The sequence below is a fragment of the Halomonas sp. A29 genome, assembly GCF_046723295.1.
Taxonomy (GTDB): Bacteria; Pseudomonadota; Gammaproteobacteria; order Pseudomonadales; family Halomonadaceae; genus Halomonas.
This window is the reverse complement of record NZ_JAXQPR010000004.1, coordinates 11,827-36,704: the sequence shown is the minus strand read 5'-3', so window position 1 is coordinate 36,704 and position 24,878 is coordinate 11,827. Positions and strand designations below refer to the sequence as shown.

25 protein-coding genes are annotated in these 24,878 nt (G+C 63.0%); 13 read left to right on the top strand and 12 right to left on the bottom strand.

The window, feature by feature from the left end:
* Positions 1 to 62: 62 nt before the first annotated feature.
* Positions 63 to 1,406: a tRNA (N6-isopentenyl adenosine(37)-C2)-methylthiotransferase MiaB gene (miaB, locus tag SPH52_RS08520; protein WP_411794589.1), complete on the bottom strand. Its 1,344-nt coding sequence runs from the start codon at positions 1,404 to 1,406 to the stop codon at positions 63 to 65.
* Between the two features lie 222 nt (positions 1,407 to 1,628).
* Here miaB and SPH52_RS08515 point away from each other — a divergent pair, with 222 nt between their 5' ends.
* The 3 genes from SPH52_RS08515 to SPH52_RS08505 all read left to right on the top strand — a co-directional run bounded on the left by SPH52_RS08515 (position 1,629) and on the right by SPH52_RS08505 (position 3,412).
* The gene (locus SPH52_RS08515) at positions 1,629 to 1,958 is read left to right on the top strand and encodes a DUF1820 family protein (protein WP_411794588.1); all 330 of its coding nucleotides are present in this window, start codon (positions 1,629 to 1,631) and stop codon (positions 1,956 to 1,958) included.
* Positions 1,959 to 2,120: 162 nt separating this feature from the next.
* The gene (locus SPH52_RS08510) at positions 2,121 to 2,747 is read left to right on the top strand and encodes a TIGR04211 family SH3 domain-containing protein (RefSeq protein WP_411794587.1); all 627 of its coding nucleotides are present in this window, start codon (positions 2,121 to 2,123) and stop codon (positions 2,745 to 2,747) included.
* A 23-nt stretch (positions 2,748 to 2,770) separates the two neighbouring features.
* Entirely contained in the window at positions 2,771 to 3,412 is a 642-nt protein-coding gene (locus tag SPH52_RS08505) for a thiopurine S-methyltransferase (protein ID WP_411794586.1), read from the top strand.
* 60 nt (positions 3,413 to 3,472) lie between these two features.
* On the opposite strand, the gene SPH52_RS08500 is transcribed toward SPH52_RS08505, so the two are convergent.
* Positions 3,473 to 4,063: a YajG family lipoprotein gene (locus tag SPH52_RS08500; RefSeq protein ID WP_411794585.1), complete on the bottom strand. Its 591-nt coding sequence runs from the start codon at positions 4,061 to 4,063 to the stop codon at positions 3,473 to 3,475.
* Between the two features lie 199 nt (positions 4,064 to 4,262).
* Between SPH52_RS08500 and SPH52_RS08495 the strand changes: the two genes are divergently transcribed.
* Positions 4,263 to 4,688 carry a GNAT family N-acetyltransferase gene (locus tag SPH52_RS08495; RefSeq protein ID WP_411794584.1) on the top strand — a complete coding sequence of 142 codons (426 nt, stop codon included), beginning with the start codon at positions 4,263 to 4,265 and terminating at the stop codon, positions 4,686 to 4,688.
* 63 nt (positions 4,689 to 4,751) lie between these two features.
* Here SPH52_RS08495 and msrQ read toward each other — a convergent pair whose 3' ends face one another.
* The 9 genes from msrQ to rpsI all read right to left on the bottom strand — a co-directional run bounded on the left by msrQ (position 4,752) and on the right by rpsI (position 13,029).
* Positions 4,752 to 5,372 carry a protein-methionine-sulfoxide reductase heme-binding subunit MsrQ gene (msrQ, locus tag SPH52_RS08490; protein ID WP_411794583.1) on the bottom strand — a complete coding sequence of 207 codons (621 nt, stop codon included), beginning with the start codon at positions 5,370 to 5,372 and terminating at the stop codon, positions 4,752 to 4,754.
* On the bottom strand, positions 5,372 to 6,388 hold the full coding sequence (msrP, locus tag SPH52_RS08485; protein ID WP_411794582.1) for a protein-methionine-sulfoxide reductase catalytic subunit MsrP: 1,017 nt from the start codon (positions 6,386 to 6,388) through the stop codon (positions 5,372 to 5,374). Before msrP ends, msrQ begins: the two co-directional genes overlap by 1 nt.
* 85 nt (positions 6,389 to 6,473) lie before the next feature.
* On the bottom strand, positions 6,474 to 8,003 hold the full coding sequence (locus SPH52_RS08480) for a sensor histidine kinase (protein ID WP_411794581.1): 1,530 nt from the start codon (positions 8,001 to 8,003) through the stop codon (positions 6,474 to 6,476).
* 3 nt (positions 8,004 to 8,006) lie between these two features.
* Entirely contained in the window at positions 8,007 to 8,708 is a 702-nt protein-coding gene (locus SPH52_RS08475) for a response regulator transcription factor (RefSeq protein WP_234286807.1), read from the bottom strand.
* Between the two features lie 73 nt (positions 8,709 to 8,781).
* Positions 8,782 to 9,027 (bottom strand): hypothetical protein, encoded by a 246-nt coding sequence (locus SPH52_RS08470; protein ID WP_411794580.1) that lies wholly within the window; start codon positions 9,025 to 9,027, stop codon positions 8,782 to 8,784.
* A gap of 175 nt (positions 9,028 to 9,202) precedes the next feature.
* The gene (locus tag SPH52_RS08465; protein ID WP_411794579.1) at positions 9,203 to 10,291 is read right to left on the bottom strand and encodes a sulfate/molybdate ABC transporter ATP-binding protein; all 1,089 of its coding nucleotides are present in this window, start codon (positions 10,289 to 10,291) and stop codon (positions 9,203 to 9,205) included.
* On the bottom strand, positions 10,288 to 11,115 hold the full coding sequence (cysW, locus tag SPH52_RS08460) for a sulfate ABC transporter permease subunit CysW (RefSeq protein ID WP_411794578.1): 828 nt from the start codon (positions 11,113 to 11,115) through the stop codon (positions 10,288 to 10,290). Before cysW ends, SPH52_RS08465 begins: the two co-directional genes overlap by 4 nt.
* Entirely contained in the window at positions 11,115 to 11,978 is an 864-nt protein-coding gene (cysT, locus tag SPH52_RS08455) for a sulfate ABC transporter permease subunit CysT (RefSeq protein WP_411794577.1), read from the bottom strand. Before cysT ends, cysW begins: the two co-directional genes overlap by 1 nt.
* Positions 11,979 to 12,018: 40 nt before the next feature.
* Complete coding sequence (rpsI, locus tag SPH52_RS08450; protein ID WP_411794576.1) at positions 12,019 to 13,029, bottom strand: 30S ribosomal protein S9; 1,011 nt, start codon at positions 13,027 to 13,029, stop codon at positions 12,019 to 12,021.
* Positions 13,030 to 13,209: 180 nt separating this feature from the next.
* On the opposite strand from rpsI, the gene rpe reads away from it, so the two are divergent.
* The 4 genes from rpe to trpE all read left to right on the top strand — a co-directional run bounded on the left by rpe (position 13,210) and on the right by trpE (position 16,594).
* Positions 13,210 to 13,908, top strand: coding sequence for a ribulose-phosphate 3-epimerase (rpe, locus tag SPH52_RS08445; RefSeq protein ID WP_411794575.1), 699 nt, complete (start codon positions 13,210 to 13,212; stop codon positions 13,906 to 13,908).
* An 8-nt stretch (positions 13,909 to 13,916) separates the two neighbouring features.
* On the top strand, positions 13,917 to 14,210 hold the full coding sequence (locus tag SPH52_RS08440; RefSeq protein ID WP_411794574.1) for a GIY-YIG nuclease family protein: 294 nt from the start codon (positions 13,917 to 13,919) through the stop codon (positions 14,208 to 14,210).
* Positions 14,195 to 14,860 carry a phosphoglycolate phosphatase gene (locus SPH52_RS08435; RefSeq protein ID WP_411794573.1) on the top strand — a complete coding sequence of 222 codons (666 nt, stop codon included), beginning with the start codon at positions 14,195 to 14,197 and terminating at the stop codon, positions 14,858 to 14,860. Before SPH52_RS08440 ends, SPH52_RS08435 begins: the two co-directional genes overlap by 16 nt.
* 249 nt (positions 14,861 to 15,109) lie before the next feature.
* A complete protein-coding gene (trpE, locus tag SPH52_RS08430) occupies positions 15,110 to 16,594 on the top strand; it encodes an anthranilate synthase component I (RefSeq protein ID WP_411794942.1) in 1,485 nt (494 codons plus the stop codon).
* Between the two features lie 82 nt (positions 16,595 to 16,676).
* Here the strand turns inward: trpE and SPH52_RS08425 are convergent, their stop codons facing one another.
* Positions 16,677 to 17,687, bottom strand: coding sequence for a metal ABC transporter solute-binding protein, Zn/Mn family (locus SPH52_RS08425; RefSeq protein ID WP_411794572.1), 1,011 nt, complete (start codon positions 17,685 to 17,687; stop codon positions 16,677 to 16,679).
* A 356-nt stretch (positions 17,688 to 18,043) separates the two neighbouring features.
* Between SPH52_RS08425 and SPH52_RS08420 the strand changes: the two genes are divergently transcribed.
* The 5 genes from SPH52_RS08420 (at position 18,044) to SPH52_RS08400 (ending at position 24,878) form a co-directional block, all read left to right on the top strand.
* Positions 18,044 to 18,628, top strand: a complete 585-nt coding sequence (locus SPH52_RS08420) for an anthranilate synthase component II (protein WP_411794571.1) — start codon at positions 18,044 to 18,046, stop codon at positions 18,626 to 18,628.
* Positions 18,629 to 18,654: 26 nt separating this feature from the next.
* Positions 18,655 to 19,674 carry an anthranilate phosphoribosyltransferase gene (gene trpD / locus SPH52_RS08415; protein WP_411794570.1) on the top strand — a complete coding sequence of 340 codons (1,020 nt, stop codon included), beginning with the start codon at positions 18,655 to 18,657 and terminating at the stop codon, positions 19,672 to 19,674.
* Between the two features lie 144 nt (positions 19,675 to 19,818).
* Positions 19,819 to 21,195 (top strand): MATE family efflux transporter, encoded by a 1,377-nt coding sequence (locus tag SPH52_RS08410; protein ID WP_411794569.1) that lies wholly within the window; start codon positions 19,819 to 19,821, stop codon positions 21,193 to 21,195.
* A gap of 73 nt (positions 21,196 to 21,268) precedes the next feature.
* On the top strand, positions 21,269 to 23,095 hold the full coding sequence (locus SPH52_RS08405; RefSeq protein WP_411794568.1) for an IucA/IucC family protein: 1,827 nt from the start codon (positions 21,269 to 21,271) through the stop codon (positions 23,093 to 23,095).
* Positions 23,082 to 24,878 carry an IucA/IucC family protein gene (locus SPH52_RS08400; protein ID WP_411794567.1) on the top strand — a complete coding sequence of 599 codons (1,797 nt, stop codon included), beginning with the start codon at positions 23,082 to 23,084 and terminating at the stop codon, positions 24,876 to 24,878. Before SPH52_RS08405 ends, SPH52_RS08400 begins: the two co-directional genes overlap by 14 nt.

The window sequence follows — 24,878 nt, the reverse complement described above, 5'->3', positions numbered from 1 at the left end:
TCCTTATGGAAACGATGTTCCCCCGCAGCGGTGCCTGGGGCGACATGACAGGCTTCCTGTGGTCAGTGTAGCGCCGGAGAAGCCAGCTCGCCGCGTAGAGAATTGGGCAGCGCCTCGGTGATCGTCACGTCGACGAAATAGCCAATAAGTTCGGTGGGGTTGGCGGCGTGGAAGTTGACCACCCGGTTGTTTTCGGTGCGGCCCGAAAGCTGGCCCGGATCCCTGGGCGAGAAGCCATTGACCAGGATGCGCTGGGTGGTGCCAACCATGCGTCGGCTGATCTGCATCGCCTGCTGATTGATGCGCTCCTGGAGAATCGCCAGGCGCTGTTTCTTCACGCTCTCGGGGGTGTCGTCGGGCAGCGCCGCGGCCGGCGTGCCGGGGCGGGCCGAGTAGACGAAGCTGAAGGAGTGGTCGAAGCCGATACGATGGATCAGGTCCATGGTGGCTTCGAAGTCCTCCGCGGTTTCACCGGGGAAGCCGACGATGAAGTCCGAGGAGAAGCTGATGTCGGGGCGCAGGGCACGGATCCGCTCCATCTTGGCGACATATTCCTCGGCGGTGTGGCCGCGCTTCATGGCAGTGAGAATGCGGTCGGAGCCGGCCTGTACCGGCAGGTGCAGATGGCTGACCAGCTCGGGAATCTCGCCATAGGCCTCGATCAGGCTGTCGCTGAACTCCACCGGGTGCGAGGTGGTGAAGCGGATGCGGTCGATGCCCTCCACCGCCGCCACGCAGGCGATCAGCTCGGCCAGGTCGATCTCGTCGCCGAGCCGATTCTCGCCGCGGTAGGCATTGACGTTCTGGCCCAGCAGGTTGATCTCGCGTACACCCTGGTCGGCCAGGTGGATCACTTCGTCCATCACTGCCTCGAAGGGGCGCGAGACCTCCTCGCCACGTGTGTAGGGCACCACGCAGAAGGTGCAGTACTTGGAACACCCCTCCATCACCGAGACGAATGCCGTTGCCCCGTCGGAGCTCGGCTTGGGCAGATGGTCGAACTTCTCGATCTCGGGAAAGGTGACGTCGACCGTGGCAATCTGGTTCTGTCGGCGGGCGTCGAGCATCGACGGCACCCGGTGCAGGGTCTGGGGACCGAACACCATGTCCACATGGGGGGCACGCTTGCGCAGCGCCTCGCCTTCCTGGCTGGCTACGCAGCCGCCTACGCCGATCACCAGGTCGGGATTGGCTTCCTTGAGCTTCTTCCAGCGGCCGAGCTGATGGAAGACCTTCTCCTGGGCCTTTTCACGAATCGAGCAGGTATTGAGCAGGATGACGTCGGCTTCGCCTTCGTCGTCGGTCAATTCGAGCTGGTGCGATTCGCCGAGCAGATCCGCCATGCGGGCGGAGTCGTACTCGTTCATCTGGCAGCCGTGGGTCTTGATGAAGAGTTTCTTCGCCATAAGAATGAGGGTCGGTTGTCCGACGCGTGCGTCACCGGTGAGTGGAGTGTCGCGGGAATGGGCTTCGTAAAGCCGTTCTCGAAGGTGGCCGTATTATACGTAAGCGCGACCAATGGAACCAGTGGGGGACCGCGGTGGCGTTTGACTATGGTACGCTTGCGCCTTGGCAGGCCCCGTAGTGGGGGCTCGAAGCGTAACCGAACGTTGAGGACAGACGGCCATATGGCGGCCAAGCCGATCTACCGGGTGGTATTTCATCAACAGGGCGAGGTTTGGGAGCTCTACGTCAGAGAGATCTTCCAGAGCGAACTTTGGGGCTTCATCGAGGTCGAGGAATTTGTCTTCGAGGATGGCTCGAAGCTGGTAGTGGACCCTTCGGCCGATCGCCTTCGGCATACCTTCGACGGCGTGAAGCGCAGCTATCTGCCGCTGAACGCCATCGTGCGCATCGACGAGGTGGAGCGTGAAGGTCCGGCCAAGGCAGTCAAGAGCGAAGGGCGCGTAGCCGAGTTTCCACGTGCCCCGATGCCGCCGCCCAGGCGCGAGAGCTGATCGCCTTTACCGTTGGTATGGCGACAGATTGCACAGGAAACGACCAGCCCGGCCTGAGCCCGCGCCCGAGCGCCATGACGCTGCCTTTCCAGCGGTTTTCCCGGGGCTTATCCACAGATTCTGTGGATAGGCCGCTGAACGACATAAAGCCAGGACAACGGCATGAAGCATCGATTCAAGTATTTGCTTGCGGGTATGGCGCTGGGCCTCATGGCCCCACCGCTGCATGCCCAGCAATCGGGTGACGCCACCCATTGGGTTTCCGATGAGCTGACGACCTACGTGCGCAGTGGCCCCACCGACGGCTACCGCATCGTGGGCAGCCTGACGGCCGGTGAGCCTGTCACCTTGCTCGAGACCAGCGGCGATTACAGCCGGGTCGAGAACGGTGAGGGCGAGCGAGTCTGGGTGCTCAGCAACGAGCTGCAGGAAACGCCCAGCGCCCGCCAGCGGCTGCCGCACGTGGAGGAGCAGGTCGCGCAGCTCGAAGCGGAGCTCGACGGCATCAACGAAACCTGGGAAGGGCGGGTCTCGGCCATGACCGAGACGCTCGAGGTTCGTGAGCAGCGCATTGTGGAGCTGGAGTCGCGTAACCGTGAGCTCGACAGCGAGGCCGATCGTGCGCGGCAGACCATCCGCCAGCTACAGGCTCGCCTGGATACCCAGGAGGAAGACCTGCTGATGCGCTACTTCATGTACGGCGGCGGCGTGGCCGGTGCCGGCCTGCTGGTGGGGTTGATCGTTCCGCACCTGCCGCGCAAGCGGCGCAAGCGCGACCGCTGGTTCTGAGCGCAAGTGAGGAGCCCACGCTCATGACTCGTGAATGGCTCGATCGCTGGCGCGAGGGTCGTATCGGCTTTCATCGCCATGCCACGCATCCGGCTCTGATGCATCACTGGCCTCTGCTCGGCGTGCGTCCCGGTACCAAGGTGCTGGTCCCGCTTTGCGGCAAGAGCCTCGACATGCGTTGGCTGGCCCAGCATGACCATCCGGTGCTGGGCATAGAACTCGCCGAAGCGGCTATCGAGCAATTCGTCGCAGAGGGTACGGGAGATGTCTCGCGCTATCAGCAGGGGTCGTTCGCGGTTTGTCGCCAGGGCAGCGTCGAGCTTTGGTGCGGGGACTTCTTTCACTTCCACATCGACCAGGCGGCCGAGATCGGTGCCTTCTACGATCGTGCGGCGCTGATTGCCCTGCCGAGTGCCACCCGCCAACGCTACGCCTTCCATCTTGCACAGCTGATACTCCCCGGCACGCGTGGGCTGTTGATCACCTTGTCGCGTGCGCCTGGGGACGAAGCGGCCGGGCCGCCCTATCACGTGCCGGCCGAAGAGGTTCGCGAGCTCTTCGAGCCCAACTTCCAGGTTACCCACCTGGAGGATGGCGAGCCCGAAGAGGACAGCGGCTTTCGTGAAAGCGTCTGGGCCTTGGTTCGGCGTGGCCCCTCAGTCTAGCCGGGGTAGTCATCAAGGGCCGCCTGGGGGGCGGCCCATCGTCTTTGTGACCTGTCGTATTCAGCGGGCCAGCAACTGGGCCAGCTCCGGGTCGCTGAAGGCACGGTCCAGGGCGTCGCCGATCAGGTCGTTGAGCATGCGGCGGTTGGCGTCGCGGCCCGGGCGCATGGCATAGCTCTGCGAGCGGCGCGAGGTATAGGTGCCGGTATAGGTAGTGCCCTGGTTGGTTACCTTGACCTCGAGCACGGCTTCCAGGCGGGCCTCGTCGATGACCGGCCGGCTGTCGCCGCGCTCGTAGCCTAGATGACGCAGCGTCACCGTCAGGCTGGGCTGTCTGCCACCGGGCTGGGTCGTCGGAGAGAAGCCCATGTCGCGTACGGCGCGCTCGGCTTCGCGCTGCAGGTGCGGCACCAGTTCGTGGGCGCTGACGGTGATCACCGCGGTGGACATGGCGCTGCCGGTGCGGGTGCCGATCACGTCGTCGTCGCGCTCGTCCACGCTGGCTACGGTTACGGCCTGCCCGCTGCCAACCTGCGGCACCGAGACGCTGCGCTGGGGATTTAGTTGCAGGTAATGGGGGCTGGCGCAGCCGGCCAGAAGAGCAGTCGCCAACAGGGCAGCTGCGGCACGCAGGGCATGACGTCGGTTCATTCTCCCTCCCGGAGATCGTCGTACAGGGCCATGGGCATGGCCCGGGAATAACGGTGCGAGAAACTGCCAAGGACGCTGGCTTCGGGCACAGGCGCAGTATATCGCCAGGCGCTCGGGGGCAACAGCGTTGCGCCATTGAGGTATGAAACGGTTACACTGTTTTTCTCGCATTACGCCTCTCGAGTGAGGGAGACGCTGAATGATACGCCCCGCCATTCCCGAAGACATACCGCAGCTCGTCGACATCTGGCTACGCGCCTCGCTGCTGGCTCACGATTTCATACCGGCGAGTTTCTGGCACGAGCGTGCCGCTGATATGGCGGAGATCTATCTACCCGGGGCGGAAACCTATGTGCTCGATGCCGCCGGCCGGCCCATCGGCTTTGCCGCGCTCAATGGCGACCATCTCGAGGCGCTGTTCATCGACCCCGAAGTGCAGAGCTTTGGTCATGGCACCCACCTGATGGCGCATGCCATGGGGCAGCGCGAGCGAATCACCCTGTGCGTCTACTCGCGCAACGTGCGTGCCGTCTCGTTCTACCGTCGGCTGGGTTTCCAGGTCGTCGAGGAGCGCCGTGAGCCGCTCAGCGGCGAGGACGAGACGCTCATGGCCTGGGCGCAGTGAGCCGGCCTCAGGTCGAGCTGCTCATAGCCGACGTGGCGTACCGTGGCCAGCCTTACGGCGAGCCTAAGTACGACTCAACCGATAGCGTAGTTTTGGTAGCGTGCGGGCCACCGGTGGCAGACGGGTTGCCATTACCAACCCGGCCAAGGCGGCATAAGTCACCCATTCTTGCATGTCGGCGCGGACTACCCAGAAGAAGTGGAGCAGTACCAAGCCCAAAATGACGTAGGAAAATTTGTGCAGCGGCTTCCAGCGTTTGCCTAGACGACGCATCGCCCAGCGGTTGGAGGTGGCGCCCAGCACTGCGAGGCCGATCAGCGCTAGCATGCCGACGATGATGTAGGGCCGTTTGGTCAGCTCGCTGCCGAGCAGTGCCCAGTCAAGCTCCAGAATAAACAGCGCGTAGCAGAGCATATGCAGGGTGGCGTAGGCGAGTGTCCAGAGCCCCAGTTGGCGCCGGATCAGCGCAAAGCCCTTCCAGCGGGTAAGTTTGGTCAAGGGCGTAAGACTCAGGGTGAGCAGTAACATCCATAGCCCGCCGATGCCGATATTCAGCAGCAGATATTTCCCCGGCTCGGGGCCGGCGGCGTTGATGGCCACCTGCCAGCCCCAGAATACCAGCGGCGCTAGCGCGGCCAGGAACACCCCCAGGCGCCATATTAGCCAGACGTTCGGCGCTGCCATCAGTAGTGCTTCCTTAGATCCATGTCTGCATACAGCTCGGCGACATCGTCGGCGTAGCCGTTGAACATCAGGGTATCCATGGTATTGGTGTTGAACAGGCTATTGGGTAAGCGGCGTTCGGTGGCCTGGCTCCAACGGGGGTGATCGACCTCGGGATTGACGTTGGCGTAGAAGCCATACTCATTGGGGGCGATTTGCTGCCAGGAGTTGAGCGGCTCCTCTTCCACCAGCGATATACGCACAATCGACTTGATGCTCTTGAAGCCGTACTTCCAGGGCACCACCAGCCGCAAGGGCGCACCGTTCTGGTTGGGCAGCTCCCGGCCGTACATGCCCATGGCGAGCAGGGTCAGCGGGTGCATGGCTTCATCCAGGCGCAGGCCTTCCACGTAGGGCCAGTCGATGATCGAGAACGAGGAGCGCTGACCGCGCATCTGTTCCGGGTCTACCAGGGTTTCAAAGCGCACGTAGTTGGCTTTGCTGGTGGGGTCGGCACGCTTGATCACCTCGGCGAGGGGGATGCCCAGCCAGGGGATCACCATCGACCATGCCTCCACGCAGCGCAGGCGGTAGATACGCTCTTCAAACTGCGAGGGCTTGGCTATGTCCTCCAGGGCAATCCGCCCGCCGTTATTGACTTCGCCATCCACCACCACGCTCCAGGGCTGGGTTTCCAGGCTGCCCGCATGACGGGCGGGGTCGCGCTTGTCTGTGCCAAACTCGAAGAAGTTGTTGTAGCCGCTGGCGTCATCGAAGGGCGTTATCGAATCTTTTTCGGGGTCGCTTGGGGTGATGGCACGCCACTGGGTGTCACTGATCTTTTCCTTTAGCCACTCAGGCGCGCTGCCGTCAGGCACGTCCGAGTAGTCGGCATGGGCACGTACGTTACTGGAAAGGGCAAGCCCCGCGCCCAAGCCTGCGATACCACCCATAAAGCGTCGACGTGAAAGATAGATGGACTCCGGGGTGACATCGGATTCGTGCAAATCGCTTGGCTTGGCAATCTTTATCAGCATCTGGCACCTCCCGCTGGGGGTAACATGCGTGGTAGCGACTACGGTCAGTTTGCATGAGATTTATCACAGCCAGCTCCCCAGGTTATTACGTGTTTATAACGCCAGAGGGGTGGGAAGCGTACGCAGGTAACCGTATGCAGAAAGATGCTCCCCCGGAGGCAAGGTTCTCAACGCGAATATCGCCGCCCTGAAGTGTCATGATTCTGCGGGCAATCGCCAGCCCTAGCCCGGCATGGCCGGAGCCGTCAGAGGCTTCGCCGCGATAGAAAGGGTCAAAGATATGTGGCAGGTCTTGTTCGGAAATGCCCGAACCGCTGTCCCGCACGCAGACCTCCGGTTCACCGTCCGCCTGGCCGACCACGACGTCAATGCGCCCGCCAGAGGGGCTGTAGGCGATGGCGTTGCTGATCAGGTTATCCAGCACACGCTCGGTCATGGCCAGGTCGGCGTAGGCGGTCGGCAACGCCGGATCTCCGCTCAGGGTTAGCGTCAACTGATTGTCCCGAGCTGCCTGGTCGTGTTTCTGAACCACGTCATGGACCAGTTCCGCCAGCGGGAACGGCTCCGGGATGGGTTGCTTCTCCCTCGCCTCGAGAGCGGCCAGTTCGAAGAGTTCATCCACCAAGCGGCTCAACCGACGACCTTCCTTGAGCGCGATGTCGAGAAAGCGATCCTGCTCTTGCGGGCTGAGACGGTCACGTCGCAATTTCAGACTTTCGATATAGCCCTGCATGGACGCCAGCGGTGTGCGTAGATCATGGGATACCTGGGCGACCAGACGACGGCGCTGGGCATCCTTTTCCGTCAGCTGTTCTATCTGGCAGGCAATCCGGTGGGCCATATCATCGAAGGTGACGCCCAGATAGTCGATCTCATCACGCACCACGGACCGCCTGCCGTGCCATCTACTGTCGTGCCTAGTGCTGTTAGAGCAAGTGCTGGGTGGGCTGAGGCTCATGTCGCTGTTCTCGAATTCCTCTACCAGCCGCGTCAGCGATCTCAGTCGCCGGGTCAGCAGGCGGAAGATCGTCAGTCCTGCGATCATTGCCACCACCAAGCTCACCAGCAGCGCCCAGGCGCTCATCTCCAGCATTTTGCCGCCGCGGGCCATGGTTTCCGCCGCGTCGTATTCCTCACCCCGCAACACCACATAAAGGTAACCTTCCGGATTCTCCGCCCCTGGCACCGGGGTGACGGAAAAGACTTTTTGTCGGTCATGACTGCGGGGGTCGTCGCCGAGTATCGGGTACAGGCTCATGTCACCCATCAACCTATGTATGGGCGACAGTGAGACCTGGTTGCGTTTGATCTTCGTCGGGTCCGCGGAATAGGAGAGGATGGTGCCATCCAGGTCCAGCAGGTAGATCTCGATGCTGGGGTTAATCGTCATGTACAGAGCGAACAGCTCTTCCAGGGCGCTGCGGTCAAGCTCTCCTTCGCTGACCAGGTTCCTGTCTGATACCAGGTTCTTGGCCAGATCCTGGTAAAGCGCCTGGTTGACTGAGGCGCTATATTCACGCAGCGAATAGAGGCTGATGAAGGCATAAAGCAGGCCGACAGCCAGCAACAATAAAAACAGGCCCAAGGACAGCCGTGTGTAGAGTGTCTTCAGCATGGATCATTCGCGGAAACGATAGCCCACCCCCCAAACCGTCTGGATGAACTCCGGCCTGGCTGGGTTCGTTTCGATCTTGCCCCGCAGGCGATTGATGTGGGTGTTGACGGTATGTTCGTACCCTTCGTGGCTGTAGCCCCACACGGTGTCCAGTAGTTGGACACGGCTGAATACGCGCCCCGGGTGGCTGGCAAAGTGCCAGAGCAGGTCAAACTCCCGAGCGGTGAGTTCGACAGGCTGATCCTTGACGAATACCCGACGGCGCAGCGGGTCAATACGCAGCCCATCGGCGGACAATTCTTCATTGCAGGTTTCCGCTGCCGACGCAGACGCCATGGCATCCACGCGCCGGAACAAGGCCTTCACCCTCGCGGAGAGTTCGGCCACGCTGAAGGGTTTGGTAAGGTAATCATCCGCCCCCATTTCCAGGCCCAGCACTCGGTCCAGTTCACTGCCTTTGGCCGTCAGCATCAGTACGGGGACGTAGCCAGGGCCTGAGCGGATTTCACGACACACCGACAGCCCGTCCATGCCGGGCAACATCAGGTCGAGAATTACCAGGTCGATATCCCCCTCACGAAAACGCGTAAGGCCGGTATCACCCCGTTCACAAAGAACGGGGTTCATACCAAGTTCGGTCACATGCATGCTTACGAGTTCACCGATACCCGGGTTGTCTTCGACAATCAGTACGTTTCGTGTCATGGGTTCCTGGCTCCAGCTTTCGGACAAAGCCTAGGCACGTGGATGGCCGCGATTAAACCCGGGAGCCTGAGGTTTACATGCTCTCGCTTTCCATCTCTCCATCCATGTCCATGTCGTCTTCCATGTCACCGTTCATTTCCATATCGCTTTCCCTTTCCATGGAGTCGGACATGCCTTCCCTTTTCATGTCGCTCTCGTCCATGGATTCATGCATGTCGTCTTCCATCATGCCCTCTTCGGGCATCATTTCATCCGCCTGGCTGGCCGTTGTCATCAGGCTGAAGAGACAGATTGCAGCAACTGCAGTGAACTTGCTCATGGTGATTTCTCTCCTCCGAAGATGAAACCTGCCGGGCCGGCAGGCTCAAACCTATCGTGGATGCACAGCATCACGGGAGAATCACGGGGTGATAAAGAGTGTATCGCGCAAAGTTCACAAATATATCACGGCCGGGCTTCATATCCGCTCGACGACGTTTCGGATGAGCCCTGGGTCAGGCCGTGGTGGGCTGGCGCAACTGACTTGCCTCATCGCTGAAGCGATGCCAGCGCAGTGGTATCACGAACAGTCGCATTCCGCGAGTCAAGCCGAGGCGCTCGTAATCGGAATGGCGCACGGTTGCCAGCCATGGTTCGCCCAGCCAGTCGGCCTCCAGCTCGACGCGAACCTCGGCCCCTACCGGTGAGATAGCCGTCACGGTAACCGGCATATGGGCGTTGGGCGTTGGAGCCTCTCTCAGTTCCACCTCATGCGGGCGCAGCAGCAACTCCTCCGGGCCGTCGGCCAGGTCCACCGCCAGACGAGCGTCTCCGCAGGTCAGGATGCCGTTGCGTACGGTGCCTTCCAGATGGTTGACGTCGCCAAGAAACTCGAACACGAAGCGGTTGACCGGGTGGCGGTAGAGTTCGTCGGGGGTATCGATCTGTTCGATGCGGCCGTTGCTCATTACCACCACCCGATCGGAAAGCTCGAGCGCCTCCTCCTGGTCGTGAGTAACGAACAGGCTGGTGAAGTTGAGCTCGTCGTGCAGGTGGCGCAGCCAGCGCCGCAGCTCCTGGCGCACCTTGGCATCCAGCGCACCGAAGGGTTCGTCGAGCAGCAGCACGTCGGGACGCAGGGCCAGAGCCCGTGCCAGCGAGACGCGCTGTTGCTGGCCGCCAGAGAGCTGGGCGGGGTAGCGGTGGGCCATGTGCTCGAGCTGGACCATCTCCAGCAGGCGGTGCACCTGGCTGCGGATCTCGCCGCTGGAAGGGCGGCTCTTGCGCGGCATGACGGTAAGGCCGAAGGCCACGTTGTCGAACACCGTCATGTGCCGGAACAGGGCGTAATGCTGGAACACGAAGCCGATGCGGCGGTCGCGCACGTGCAGATGGGTCACGTCGCGCTCGCCGAAGAGAATACGAGCCCCGGCCACGTCGTCTGCCGTCTCCAGCCCGGCAATGATTCGCAGCAGCGTGGTCTTGCCGGAGCCGGAGGGGCCGAGCAGTCCGACCAGCTCGCCTTCGGCGATGTCCAGGTTGATCGGTTCCAGCGCTCGGGTCTTGCCGAAGTGCTTGCCGATGGCGTGAAGGCGGATGCTCATGCGTGAACCTCCCGGCGCGCAGCGCGCCATTCCAGGCTGGCCTTGGCGACCAGCGTGAGCAGGGCGATGAGTGCCAGCAGCGACGCGCTGGCGAAGGCGCCCACGGTATTGTAGTCCTGGTAGAGCTGTTCCAGGTGTAGCGGCAGGGTGTTGGTCTGGCCGCGGATGGCGCCGGATACCACCGAGACGGCACCGAACTCCCCCACCGCCCGGGCATTGGTCAGGATCACACCGTAGAGCAGTGCCCAGCGAATATTGGGCAGGGTCACCCGGCGAAAGATCGTCCAGCCCGGCGCGCCCAGGGTGACCGCAGCCTCTTCCTCGCGGGAGCCCTGGGCCTGCATCAGCGGGATCAGCTCGCGGGCAACGAAGGGGCAGGTGATGAAGATGGTCACCAGCAGGATGCCCGGCCAGGCGAACATCAGTTGGATGTCGTGTCCGTCGAGCCAGCTGCCGAGCCAGCCGGTGCGGCCGTAGAGCAGCAGGTAGACCAGGCCCGCCACCACCGGGGAAACGGCAAAGGGGATGTCGATCAGGGTCTGCAGGATGCGCCGCCCCGGAAAGCGGAAACGGGTCACCAGCCAGGCCAGGGCCACGCCGAACACCAGGCACACGGGTATCGTCAACAGCGCGATGACCAAGGTCAGTTGAATCGCCGCCAGCGTGTAGTGGTTGGTGACGTTGGCCCAGAACACGTCGAAGCCCCGCGCAAAGGCTTGAGCAAAGATCGCTACCAGCGGCAGCAGCAGGAACAGCGCTGCCAACACGACGGCAGCGCCGATCAGCAGGCGCCGAACGGCGGGACCATCCCCGATACGTTGCATCAGCCGTGCCCTCCGTGCAGACGCTTGATGAAGCGGCCCTGCCAGATGTTGATGGCGAGCAGCAAGGCCAGCGAGACGAACAGCACCACCGAAGCGATGGCCGAGGCGCCGGCGTAGTCGTACTCCTGCAAGCGCACGAAGATCATCAACGCAGTAATCTCGGTCTCGTAGGGCATGTTGCCGGCGATGAAGATGATGGCGCCGAATTCGCCCAGCGAGCGTACGAAGGCAAGCCCGGTTCCGGTGACCAGCGCCGGCCACAGGTGCGGCAGGATCACGCGGCGAAAACCGGTGAAATCCGAAGCACCTAGCGTCAGGGCGGCCTCGTCCATCTCGTGGGGCATGTCCTCGAGCACCGGCTGCACCGTGCGTACCACGAAGGGAATGCTGGTGAAGGCCATGGCCAGGGCGATGCCGACCCAGGTATAGGCCACCTGTAGGCCGAGTGGGTCCAGTAGCCTGCCCATCCAGCCGTTGCTGGAGTAGAGCGTGGCCAGGGTGATGCCAGCCACTGCGGTGGGCAGGGCAAAGGGCAGGTCCATCAGTGCGTCGAGCAGGCGCTTGCCAGGGAATTCGTAGCGCACCAGCACCCAGGCCAGCAGCAGGCCGAAGGCGCCATTGACGATGGCAGCCACCGCGGCGGCGCCGATGGTCACCACATAGCTGGCCACCACCCGGTCGTTGGTGATGATCGCCCAGTACTCGGCCAGGCTCAGCCCAGCCAACTGGCCGAACAGGCCGGTCATGGGCAGCAGCAGCATCAGCGAGACGAAGGTCAGACTGATACCCAGAGAAAGACCGAAACCCGGCAGCACCCGCTTGGGGGTGCTGCCGAGGCCGAGGGCGAAGGAACGGCTATTCATCTTGCCTCGCTCGTGTCGTGCCCGTCAGACGTTGCCGCCATCAGCGACGCCGCTGCAGTTGATCGAGCAGGCCGCCGCCACCGAAATGGGTCTCCATGGCTTCTTCCCAGCTGCCGGCGATATCTTCGACCAGCAGCAGCTCGGTTTCGGGGAATTGGTCGGAGAACTCTTCGACCACTGCCTCGTGGTGCACGCGATAGTTGAAGCCCGCCAGCTGGCGCTGTGCCTCCTCGCTGTAGAGATACTCTACATAGGCCTGGGCCAGATCCAGGTTGCCGTTACGCTCGGCATTGGTTTCGACCACGGCCACCGGGAACTCGGCCAGAATGCTCACCGGCGGCACGATGACCTCGTAGTCGTCCTCGCCATATTCCTGGCGAATATTATTGACCTCGGACTCGAAGCTGATCAGCACGTCGCCGAGGCCGCGCTCGATGAAGCTGGTGGTGGCACCGCGACCGCCGGTATCGAATACCGCCACGTTGCGCAGGAAGGTGCGCATGAAGTCGTGGATCTGCTCCTCGTCGCCGTCGAACTGTTGCTGGGCGAAGCCCCAGGCGGCCAGGTAGGTGTAGCGGCCGTTACCGGAGGTCTTGGGGTTGGGGAAGACCATCTTGACGTCTTCGCGTACCAGGTCGTCCCAGCTCTCGATGCCCTTGGGATTGTCCTTGCGCACCAGGAAGGCGGTGGTGGAGTAGTAGGGCGATGCGTTGTTGGGCAGTTTCTCCTGCCAGTCCTCTGCCACCAGGCCAGCGTCGGCCAGCACCTGCACGTCGGTGACCTGATTGTAGGTGACCACGTCGGCGCGCAGCCCTTGCAGGATGGCGCGGGCTTGGGCCGAGGAGCCGCCATGGGACTGCTGGATGTCGATATCTTCGCCGTTCTCCGCCTGCCAGTGGGCGATGAACTCAGGATTGACCGCAGAGAACAGCTCGCGGGCGATGTCGTAGGAGGAGTTCAGCAGCTCGCGCTCGGCGGCCATTGCCGGCGTAACCAGGCCAATGCCCAGGGCGGCGGCGAGAAGCGTTCGGTGAAGAGTGGAAAGTTGCATGCGGTGTCTCCGGCAAAGGGAACTTGGTAGCAAGAGTAAGATCGGCGAAGTGGAATTACAATCCGTGTTTTTATTCTTTTTATATATATGCTTCATTGACGGAGACAATGCCGGCTGCCCGTAGAACTGACCGGTCTGGTAATATGACGCCTCTATTCCCGTGCGATGGCTGATAACCCGATGAGCGATGCGAACCGCGACTTCCTGATAGCCCCTTCGATCCTTTCCGCCGACTTCGCGCGCCTGGGCGAGGAGGTGGACAACGTGCTGGCCGCCGGGGCGGACATCGTTCACTTCGACGTCATGGACAACCACTACGTCCCCAACCTGACCATTGGCCCCATGGTCTGCGAGGCGCTGCGCAAGCATGGCGTCACCGCGCCAATCGATGCCCACCTGATGGTCAAGCCGGTGGACAGGCTGATCGGCGACTTCATCGATGCCGGTGCCAGCTACATCACCTTCCATCCGGAAGCCTCCGAGCACATCGACCGCTCGCTGCAGCTGATCCGTGACGGTGGCTGCAAGGCCGGGTTGGTATTCAACCCCGCCACGCCGCTCTCCTACCTTGACTACGTCATGGACAAGATCGACATGATCCTGCTGATGAGCGTCAACCCCGGCTTCGGTGGTCAGGCCTTCATTCCCGGCACGCTCGACAAGCTGCGCGAGGCGCGGCGGCGTATCGATGCGTCGGGCTTCGATATTCGACTCGAGATCGATGGCGGTGTGAAGGTCGACAATATTGCCGAGATTGCGCGTGCCGGGGCCGATACCTTCGTGGCCGGCTCGGCGGTATTCAAGGCCGCCAGCGACAGCGACCCGAACGGTTACGACAGTGTCATCCGTGCTTTTCGCGAGCAGCTGGCGTCGGTGTAGGCTGACCAATGACCGAACCATCGACGCTGTGGCACCTGTATATAGTCGAAACGCCCCAGGGGGCACTCTATACCGGTATCACCACTGACGTAGCCCGGCGCGTGGCGCAGCATGAGGCAGGGCGGGGCGCCAAGGCATTACGGGGGCGCGGGCCGCTCGTGCTGGTGTATCAGGAGCCGGTGGGCAGCCACGGCGATGCGCTGCGGCTCGAGGCCGAGGTCAAGCGCCTTCCAGCAACACGCAAGCGGACCTGGCTCCAGGACCGCAAGAGGCATGAGGTGGCGTCATGCACCCGATCCTGAACGACATACGCCTGGTCAGCTTCGACCTGGATGGTACCTTGGTCGACTCCGTGCCCGACCTGACGGCGGCGGTGGATGCCAGCCTGGGCGAGCTAGGCTTGCCAGTGGCAGGCGAGGTACGAGTACGTGATTGGGTGGGCAACGGCTCGCTAAAGCTGATGGAGCGGGCGCTGACCTTCGCTCTGGGAGAGAAACCCGGCGAGGGAGTCCTGGCCCGAGCCCATGAGGCCTTTCTCGAACACTATGGGCGTGACCCAGGTTCGCGCACGTGCCTTTACCCCGGTGTGCGTGAGTGCCTGGACGCACTGCGCGCCAGAGGGCTGACGCTGACGCTCGTGACCAACAAGCCGTTTGCCTTCATTCGGCCTATTCTGGCTCAGTTCGGCCTCGAGGAGCATTTTGCGCTCTGCCTGGGTGGCGACAGCCTGTCGCAGAAGAAACCCGACCCGGCGCCGCTGCTGCATGTTGCCGCGCATTTCGGTCAGCCGCCATCGGCCTGTCTGATGGTGGGCGATTCACGTCACGACATGGCCGCAGGGCGCGCAGCCGGTTTTCACACCCTGGCGGTTCCCTATGGTTACAACCACGGCGAGCCAATCCGTGATAGTCGGCCGGAGGCGCTGGTTGATTCACTGGCGGAACTCGTTTAGGGTCGATTTTCGAACCCTATCAATGACCTCGGATTCATTCCGTTTGCCTATCCCGCGGGACACGCTTCGATGGACAGCATGATGCTGCATGACCCCTCCTCCATGCGTGGCAGCCTTAGCCAGGCCGTCACTTCGATGGTGTCGTTCGTCGCCGGGCCTGCCGGCTGGCGATGGTGACGCTCACTCGAGCTTCACCCATATCCGATATTTGCTGTCCGACACCGTTTTACCCTCGAGGAAATCGTCATGATGACGTCCGAACGTTTCCGTGCCCTGGCCGAGGCCGGCTATAACCGCATCCCAGTCACCCGTGAGGTGCTGGCCGACCTCGACACGCCGCTGTCGACTTATCTCAAGCTGGCCGACGAACCCTGGACCTTTCTGCTCGAGTCGGTGCAAGGGGGGGAGAAATGGGGGCGCTACTCGATCATCGGCCTGCCGAGCCACGAGCGGATCGAGGTGCATGGCTTCAGCGTCAGCCACTTCCAACGGGGCGAGTGCCATGAACGGGTCGAGGTGGAAGACCCCCTCGCATGGATCGAAGAGTTCCACGACCGCTTCCGCGTGCCCAACCTCGACGACCAGCCGCGTTTCGATGGCGGCCTGGTCGGCTACTTCGGGTACGACACCATCCGCTACATCGAGCCGCGCCTGCGGGGCGTCGAGAAGCCCGATCCGCTGGGCGTGCCGGACATACTGCTGATGGTCTGCGACGACCTGGTGGTGTTCGACAACCTGTCGGGCCGCCTGACGTTGTGGACCCACATCGACCCCACCGTCGCCGAGGCCTATGCCACGGCGACGACGCGCCTGGAAGGGTTGGAGCGGCGCCTGCGCACCGCCGTCGTCAACGCCGCGAGCCCGGGGACCGGACGCAGCGCGGTGGAGGAGGGGCACTTCACCTCGGGCTTCACCGAAACCGGCTTCAAGGCGGCGGTGGAGAGCATCAAGGAGTACGTGCTGGCCGGCGACGTGATGCAGTGCGTGCCCTCGCAGCGCATGTCGATTCCCTACCAGGCTCCGCCGCTCGATCTCTATCGCGCATTGCGCAGCCTCAACCCCTCGCCCTACATGTTCTTCTTCAACCTGGGAGATCACCACGTGGTGGGCTCGTCGCCCGAGATCCTCACCCGGCTCGAGGACGGCGAGGTCACGGTGCGGCCGATTGCCGGCACCCGCGTGCGCGGCCGCACCGAAGAAGAGGATCGTGCTCTCGAGGCCGAGCTGCTGGCCGATCCCAAGGAGATCGCCGAACACCTCATGCTGATCGACCTGGGGCGCAACGACGTGGGCCGCATCTGCGAGACGGGTTCGGTGCAGGTCACCGACCAGATGGCCGTGGAGCGCTACTCCCATGTCATGCACATCGTGTCCAATGTCACCGGGAAGCTCAAGCCGGGTCTTTCCGCCATGGACGTGCTGCGTGCCACCTTCCCGGCGGGTACGCTATCGGGTGCGCCCAAGATCAGGGCAATGGAGATCATCGACGAGCTGGAGCCGGTCAAGCGCGGTATCTATTCCGGTGCGGTGGGCTACCTGTCATGGCATGGCAACATGGATACCGCCATTGCCATCCGTACGGCGGTGATCAAGGATGGCAAGCTTCACGTGCAGGCCGGAGCCGGCGTAGTAGCCGACTCCGTACCCGAACTCGAGTGGCAGGAGACGCTCAACAAGGGCCGTGCCATCTTCCGTGCGGTAGCGATGGCCGAGAAGGGCCTGGACAACCTCTAGACCCTTTGTAGCGACAGCGGCCCTGCCTTTCGATCGTCGAGAGGCAGGGCCGCTTGCGTTCAGGCCGGCGGATGAGGGGGGGTTACTTCTCATCGCGAGAAGCCTGACGCTCCTCGTCCTGTTCGTCCTGTTCGTCCTGTTCGTCCTGTTCGTCCTGTTCGTCCTGTTCGTGTTCGTCTTGTTCTTCTGCAAGCAGGGCGCGGCGGATCAGCTTGGCGTTGTGGCGCATCATGGCCACATAGTTCGAGGCATCGCCGTCGGGCTCGCTGAGGGAGTCGACGTAGAGCGGGCCGGCAATGGGGATGTCAATATCGGCGGCAATGCTGCGGATGTAGCGATCCGATAGCGTGCTCTCCCAGAAGAGTGCGGCCGGTCGGGCCTCCTCGATCAGATCGACGATGCGCATGACCTGCTGGGGTGAGCCCTCGGTTTCGGCATTGCTGCCCCAGACTCCGTCATGGCGAAAGCCATGGGCGTCGGCGAAATAGACGAACGCCGCTTCGGTGGTGATCAGGACCCGCTGCTCCTCCGGAATCGCCGCCAGCAGTTCGTCCATTTCATCATTCAGTGCGGCGAGCTTCTCCTTGGCGGCACTGGCTCGGGCCTGGAAATTGTCGGCGGCCTGTGGGTACAGCTCGGCCAGTTGATCGGCAATCACCTGCATGTAGGCTGCGACCGCGCGCGGGTCCATCCACAGGTGGGGGTCGGGTTCGCCAGTATATTCGCCGGTAATGATCGGCTGGGTCGGATACTCCGTCGCCTCGGCCACTGCTACCAGTGGCGCCCGGTTGCCCACCGTGGCGTGAACTTGACGTATCCAATGTTCGAGCTGGTAGCCGTTGTAGAAGACGACATCGGCATCCTCCAGCGCGATGAAGTTGTTCGGGGTCAGCTCCCACTCGTGCACTTCGGCGCCGGCAGGAGCCAGCACCACCAATTCGATATCGCTACCACCGACCTGACTGACCAGATCACCAAGGATCGAAAAACTTGCGACCACCTTGGGATTGGCTGCTGCTGCTGCTGAAACGCCACCGACCATGGCGGCGATAGGTAGAGCCAGCCAGAAACAGGCACGGCGGGTAAAGCGCATCGTCAATCTCCTTTTTGCGGTTGCGCATGTGCCCCGATGATAGAGATTGGGGAGTACGCTTGCCAGCTGTGACGGAGATCGCTCCCTCCCGCGTTCCGGTTAGCCTGGCGTTGCGGCAAGCCACCATCATGCGTTGACAGCCCGGCAGCCACGACGGCACTATTGCGTCATGAACGCAAACGCCTACATGCCGAATTCGATTCAGTGGTGGCGCTCCTGAGCGAGGGGCGGCACGCTGACGACTGAAGAAAACGCCGCCGTCGGGGCGGCTTTTTTGTGTCCGAAGCAGGCCCTGCACGGCTGGCCGAGCAGTACGAAACACCGTAAAAGATACGCTTGAACAGGACCTTATCGCCATGTCCGTGCTGATGATCGACAACTATGACAGTTTCACCTTCAACGTCGTGCAGTATCTGGGTGAGCTGGGGGCCGAGGTAGCCACCTTTCGCAACGATGCCATCTCGCTGGAGCAGATCGAGGCGCTGGCGCCGAGCCATCTGGTGATCTCGCCGGGGCCCTGCACGCCCAACGAGGCGGGCATTTCCCTTGCCGCCATCGAGCACTTCGCCGGTCGCCTGCCGATCCTGGGCATCTGCCTGGGACACCAGGCCATCGGACAGGTCTGTGGTGGCAAGGTGGTCCGTGCGCCCCAGGTAATGCACGGCAAGACCTCGCGGATCCGCCATAATGGACAGGGTGTGTTCGCCGGCCTCGAGGACCCGCTCGAAGTTACCCGCTACCACTCCCTGGTGGTGGAAGCCGAGACGCTGCCCGGCTGCCTCGAGGTCACGGCCTGGACCGATGACGACGACGTCACCCCTGGCCTGATCATGGGGCTGCGCCATCGCGAGTTGGATATCGAAGGCGTGCAGTTTCACCCGGAGTCGATTCTGACCCGCCAGGGGCACGAGCTGCTGGCCAATTTCCTGAAGCGTCGCTGAGCCGCACGAAAGAGGAGTTCCTGTCCATGCAGATGCGAGACGCCATCGCCGCGGTGATGCGCCACGAGAACCTGAGCTTCGATGCCACCCACTCGGTAATGCACCAGATCATGACCGGTGAGGCCAGCGATGCCCAGATCGGCGGCCTGCTGGTAGGCCTGGCCATGAAGGGGGAAAGCGCCGAGGAGATCGGGGCGGCGGCCCAGGTGATGCGCGAGTTGATGAAGCGGGTACATGTAGTGGCCGAGAACGTGGTCGACATCGTCGGCACAGGTGGCGATGGTGCCAATCTGTTCAACGTCTCGACCGCTTCCAGCTTCGTGGCCGCGGCTGCCGGCGCCCACGTGGCCAAGCACGGCAATCGCAGCGTTTCGTCTTCCTCCGGCAGTGCCGACCTGTTCGACATGGCCGGCATCCATCTGGATATCAAACCGGAACAGGTGGCCCGCTGCATCGAGCAGGTGGGCGTCGGCTTCATGTTCGCACCCAACCACCATCCCGCCATGCGCTTTGCCATTGGTCCGCGGCGCGAGATGGGTGTACGCACCCTGTTCAACATTCTCGGTCCGCTTACCAATCCTGCCAGTGCACCGAATCAGGTGTTGGGGGTCTATTCTGCCGACCTGGTGCCGCTGATGGCGGAGGTGCTGAAGAACCTCGGCAGTCGCCACGTCATGGTGGTACATGCCGAGGACGGCTTGGATGAGATTTCCCTGGCGGCTGCCACCCGGGTTGCCGAACTGAAGGATGGTGAGATTCGTCATTATGCGATCACCCCCGAGGAGTTCGGCATCCAGCGCCAGGAGCTGGCGCCACTCAAGGTGGTGAGTGCCGAGGATAGCTTGCGCTTGGTGCGCGAGGCGCTGGTAGGCGAGGGGCCGGCCGCGGACATCGTTTCCCTCAATGCCGGTGCGGCCCTCTACTGCGCGGGCATCGCCGACACGCTGAAGGAGGGCGTGCTGATGGCGCAGGACGCCCAGGCTTCCAAGCTGCCGCTCGAGAAGATGAAGGAGCTGGCCGACTTCACCCGCGTGCTGATTTCCTGACGCGGTCTTTTACGGTATTGTGGCTGCTTTTCATTCTCATTTCGGCGAAGGCAAGCGGATCGGAGAGTGTCGAGGGGCCCTTCTCGGCATAGTGCTGGGTCGAGCCAGCCATGCCGGGCGCCGTTTGGTCAGGATTTCAATGCCATGGATGCAAGCAGCGCTATCGAGCGACACGACCCGATCCTCACCGGCCCCCACTGGCCGGTATTCTTTCGTTATGCCTTGCCTTCGGTGGCGGGGCTCCTGGCGCTGACCACGGCCAATATCGTCGATGGAATTTTCATCGGCAATTTCGTAGGTGGTGAGGCCCTGGCGGCGCTGAACCTGCTGATTCCCTGCTTCGCCATGCTGTTCGGCCTGGCCCTGGCGCTGGCCATCGGTGGTACCGTACGGGCTGGCAAGTACATGGGGGAAGGTAATACGACGGCGGCCTCGGCGATCTTCAGCAAGAGTCTGATCGCCACCTTTGGCCTGGCTCTGACGGCAGCGCTGCTGGGCGCCGTGTTCCATGAGTCACTCTACCGGCTGCTGGGTGCCTCGCCCGAGCTCTACCCGCTGATGTCCGAGTACTTCCTGCTGATCGTCTGGGTGCTGGTGGTACAGCTCGTCACCATGGTGCTCTACTACTTCATTCGCGTGGATGGTTTTCCGGGGCTGGCTACCGTCGCGCTGGTTGCCGGCGCGGGAACCAATATTGTGCTGGATGCCCTGCTGGTGGGTTATCTGGACTATGGCCTGCGTGGTGCCGCGGTGGCCACGGGCTGCGCTCAGTTGCTGCAGCTCGCGATCTTGCTGAGCTACTTTGCCTCCAAACGCAGGCGGTTGCGTTTCCGTCTGCGCCAGGACGGGTGGGGCGAAGTGCTCAAGGCAGGAGGCAACGGCATCTCCGAGTGGATCAACGAAGCCTCGGTGGGGTTGGTCATGCTGTTGATCAACTGGCTGCTCATCATCAGCCATGGCGTGTCGGGCGTGGCCGCCTTCACTGTGGTCAACTACCTGATCTTCCTCAGCCTGATGGTGTTTTATGGCATCGCCGATGCCATGCACGTGCTGCTCAGCCACAACCTGGGAGCGGGCAACGCCCGAAGGATTCGCACTTTCATGGGCTGTGGTGTCAGCGTGATCCTGGGACTGGGGGGAGTTCTGGTATTGGCCGTGTGGTTCCAGGGCGGCTCGCTGGTGCGGCTCTTTCTCGATCCTGCTGCCGACCCGGCCATCACCGGGCTCGCCGATCGCTTCCTGACCATTCTCTGGCCCTTGTTCCTGATCAACGGCCTCAATGTGCTGCTGTCGGTCTATCTGACGGCCATGCAGAAGCCGTTGCCGTCAGCCGTCGTGGCTCTCTCTCGCAGCCTGGTGCTGCCGGGGCTGCTGCTGGTACTGATCGCTACTTTCTTCCCGCACTGGCCGCTACTGGTCGCTCTGCCTCTGGCCGAGTGGCTTACTTTCGGCTTGGCGCTGGCTCTTTTCCTGCGCTTCCGGCCCCAGCGGCTTGTGTCGACGTGCGCCCCCGCGATGTAAAAGTTGTAAAACCAATACCGCTGCATATGCTTCTCATTTAGATTTTCCCGGACAATCGTCATGGGACATCGTTATGGGACCATCCGCCAGGGCCATCGCGGAACAGGCCAGCCTGCAGGCGTTTCTATACTGCTACCTGAGGGAGATCGATGCAGGCCGATGGCGAGGTTATGCCGATGGAATGGCAGCGGCGATCGGGAGCGGCCGGGCGGGCGAACTCTGCGAGTTGGAGCTGGGCTCCCGGGAGACACGGCTGGCGATCGAAGTGCTCTATCGCTCCTGTGCTGGCCGGCATCGCTTCGGCCGGGTCTGGTGCTGGAGCGTCGTTCGGCAGTGCTGGGCCCGTGTGGAGCCTTGGCAGGCCATGAACATGCTGGTGCGCGAGATATACGCTCGTCCCGCCGGCATGGTGCCGGAGCTGCGCAGGACCCGGGAGCTGGAGCTGCTTTACCGGCTCGCCGACAGCTACCGGGTGATGATGCGTTATGTGGAGGCGCGTCGTCAGGATCCTCGGCTGGACTCGGATCGCTTCATCGATACCGAACAGGCGCTGCTCTTCGGCCATTCCGCCCATCCCACCCCCAAGAGTCGCCAGGGCCTGGCGGATTGGCAGCACGCCGACTACGCCCCGGAACTGGCGGGTCGCTTCCAACTGTTCTGTTTTTCCGTGCATCGCGATCTCGTGGAACAGGGCTCCTGCCTCGACATCGATGCCGATGCCATGGTGGCGACCGTGCTGGCGGCCGCGGGGGGCGCTCCAAGCCTGCCGGCTGACCGGATACTGGTGCCGGCCCATCCGCTGCAGGCTCAGTGGCTGCTTTCGCAGCCGTCGGTTCTCGAAGCGATCGCCCAGGGTTGGATTCAGCCACTGGGCTGCCTGGGGCCTTGCTTTACCGCCACCTCCTCGGTTCGCACGCTCTATAGCGAGGAGGCTGAATGGATGTTGAAGTTCTCCATTCCGGTCAAGGTCACCAACTCCCTGCGGGTCAACAAGGCGCATGAGCTGCGCGCCGGCATGGTCATGGCAAAGTTGCTCGGGCGCACCGGATTCCTCGAGACCGAACCGCGCTTTCGCTTCCTGCAGGACCCGGCCTTTCTCACCGTGCGCCTGCCAGGGCTACGTGAGAGTGGCTTCGAGGCAATTCTGCGTGAGAACCCCTTCATTAACGGACGCGATCGCGGCGTGATCTCCCTGGCCACCCTGACCCAGGATCCGTTGGAGGGCCGTCCATCCCGGCTACATGGACTGATCGAGGGGCTGGCGCTCAACGAGGGGCGCAGCCTGGCGGCCGTCAGTCACGACTGGTTCCATCACTATCTGCGCTGCGCCATCGGGCCCGCGCTGCGCCTCTACGACGAGCACGGCATCGCCCTCGAGGCCCATCAGCAAAACAGCCTGCTGGATCTCAGCGGCGGCTATCCCAACTGCTACTACTATCGCGACAACCAGGGCTTCTATCTCTCCGAGGCGTGCCGTCCGAGCCTGGAGGCGCTATGTCCCGAAGTGGCCGAGACCCCGGAGCTGTTCTACGCGGACGCCATGATCCGGGACCGCTTCTGCTACTACCTGGTACTCAACCAGTTGTTCTCAGTGATTGCCCGCTTCGGTCAGGATGACCTGCTGGCTGAAGAGGTCTTGCTCGACCTGCTGCGATGCGCCCTGGCGCGGTGGCGAGGGCGGCTGAAGGGGCCGGCGCGACCGCTGCTCGACATGCTGCTGGAGCAGGCCAGTCTGCCATACAAAGGTAACCTGCTGACCCGCGTTCACGACGTGGACGAGCTCAATGCCGAGCTCGAGATGGCGGTGTACACGCGTATTCCCAACCCCCTGGTGGCCACTTCCGTTGCCGCTCGCAGCATATCTCGGGAAGCGTGGGAGCCTCGCCATGACGTGGCCTGAAGCAGCGGTGTTACCGACGGCCGCAAACTCCATCGCCCGCCCCGAACCGGTGGAGACGCGAGTGATCCGTCAGTTGCTGGAAGCGCTGCTGTTCGAGGGTCTGGTTCCCTATCGCGGCGATATCAGCGTGACCGACTGGCAATGGCTGCACTTTTCCTTGGGCGAACTGCAGGGGCGCTGCAAGGGACGTTTGCGTGGCTTCGGCCGCATTCGGTTGAATGTGCAGAGCCTGTGCCTGACACGCCAAGGGCGGCGGGTGGCTCTCGGCCTGGAAAGCCTGGTCGACCAACTGCCCGTCTCTGCCGAGTTCCGCCTGGCCCTGCTGCAAGAGCTGGAGGCGACCGTACGCAATGCCCGCGATTGCGCAAGGGTGGCGCAGCGCCGCGAGCTGGACGCGGAGAGCCTCGACGCCGCGCTCCACGAAGGGCATCCCTACCATCCTTGCTTCAAGGCCCGCCTCGGCTTCGAGGGCGACGACCCGATACGCTATGGGCCGGAGGCCGGCAATACCTTCCAACTGCACTGGCTGGCTGTGCCGTACGACCAGCGCCTGGCCTGCCTGCCGCATGAGGAGGAGGCCTTCTGGCGCTATGAGCTGGGGGCGGAAACCGCGCAGGCACTACGGGTAGCCCTGCTTCGAGCGGGTGCCGACCCGCGCCGCCATGCCGTGCTGCCGATGCACCCCTGGCAGTGGCAGGTGCTGCGTGATGGTGCCCTGACCTCGGCCCTGGCGCGCGGTGACGTCATCGCGCTGGGAGCGCTTGGCGATCGCTACCGGGCCAGCCAGTCGTTGCGTTCGCTGTTCAACGCCAGCAGGCCCAGCCGGGCCTGCGTCAAGCTGCCCCTGGGCATCGGTAACACTTCCTCCCGGCGTCATCTGGAGCCCCATTCGGTGCCTTCGGCGCCAGCAATCTCGCGCTGGCTGCGAGCGACCGTCGAGAGCGACCCTCGCTTCACCCAGGAATATCCGCTGCGCCTGTTGGAGGAGTATGCCGGTCTGCTCTATATCGGCCGCCCCGATCACTTGGCGGGATGCGAGGCCCTGGCCGGCGAACTGGGCGCCATCTGGCGACGGAGTATCGCCTCCCAGTTGCGGGAGGGGGAGCGGGCGGTGCCGCTCAACGCACTGTTCGCCGTGGAAGCGGACGGTCGTCCCTTCATCGCACCCTGGGTCGAGCGCTACGGGGTCGTGGCCTGGCTGGAGGCGGCGATTCGCAGCGTGGTACTGCCGGTCTGGCACCTGCTGGTGGCCCACGGCATCGGCGTGGAAGCGCACGCCCAGAACGGTCTGCTGGTGGTGCGCGAGGGTTGGCCCGTGGCGCTATTGCTGCGCGACTTCCACGACAGTGTGGAGTACGTCGAGGCGTTCCTGCCGCAGGGCGCTGCACGGCCCGATTTCGCTGAGCGCCAGCCGCTCTACGACCGGGCCCCGGACGACCGCTACTACCGCATGGGTAAGGTAGAGGCCCTGCGCGAGCTGGTGATGGACACTCTCTTCGTCTTCCATCTCAGTGAGCTGGCGCTGCTCATGGAGTGCCACTACTGCCTGCCCGAAACCGATTTCTGGCGCCAAGTGAACGGCTGCCTGACGGCCTATACCCGACGCCATCCCGAACTGGCCGAGCGGCTGGCGCAACTGGCCTACCGTCGGCCCCGGATCGCTGCCGAAGCGCTGCTCACCCACAAGTTGCAGGGCCCTGGGTCCCCCGAATGCCATCACCTCATTCCCAACGCCCTGGCGGATGCCGGCGTTCCCGACAACCGAGACGATCACCGAGGTTAG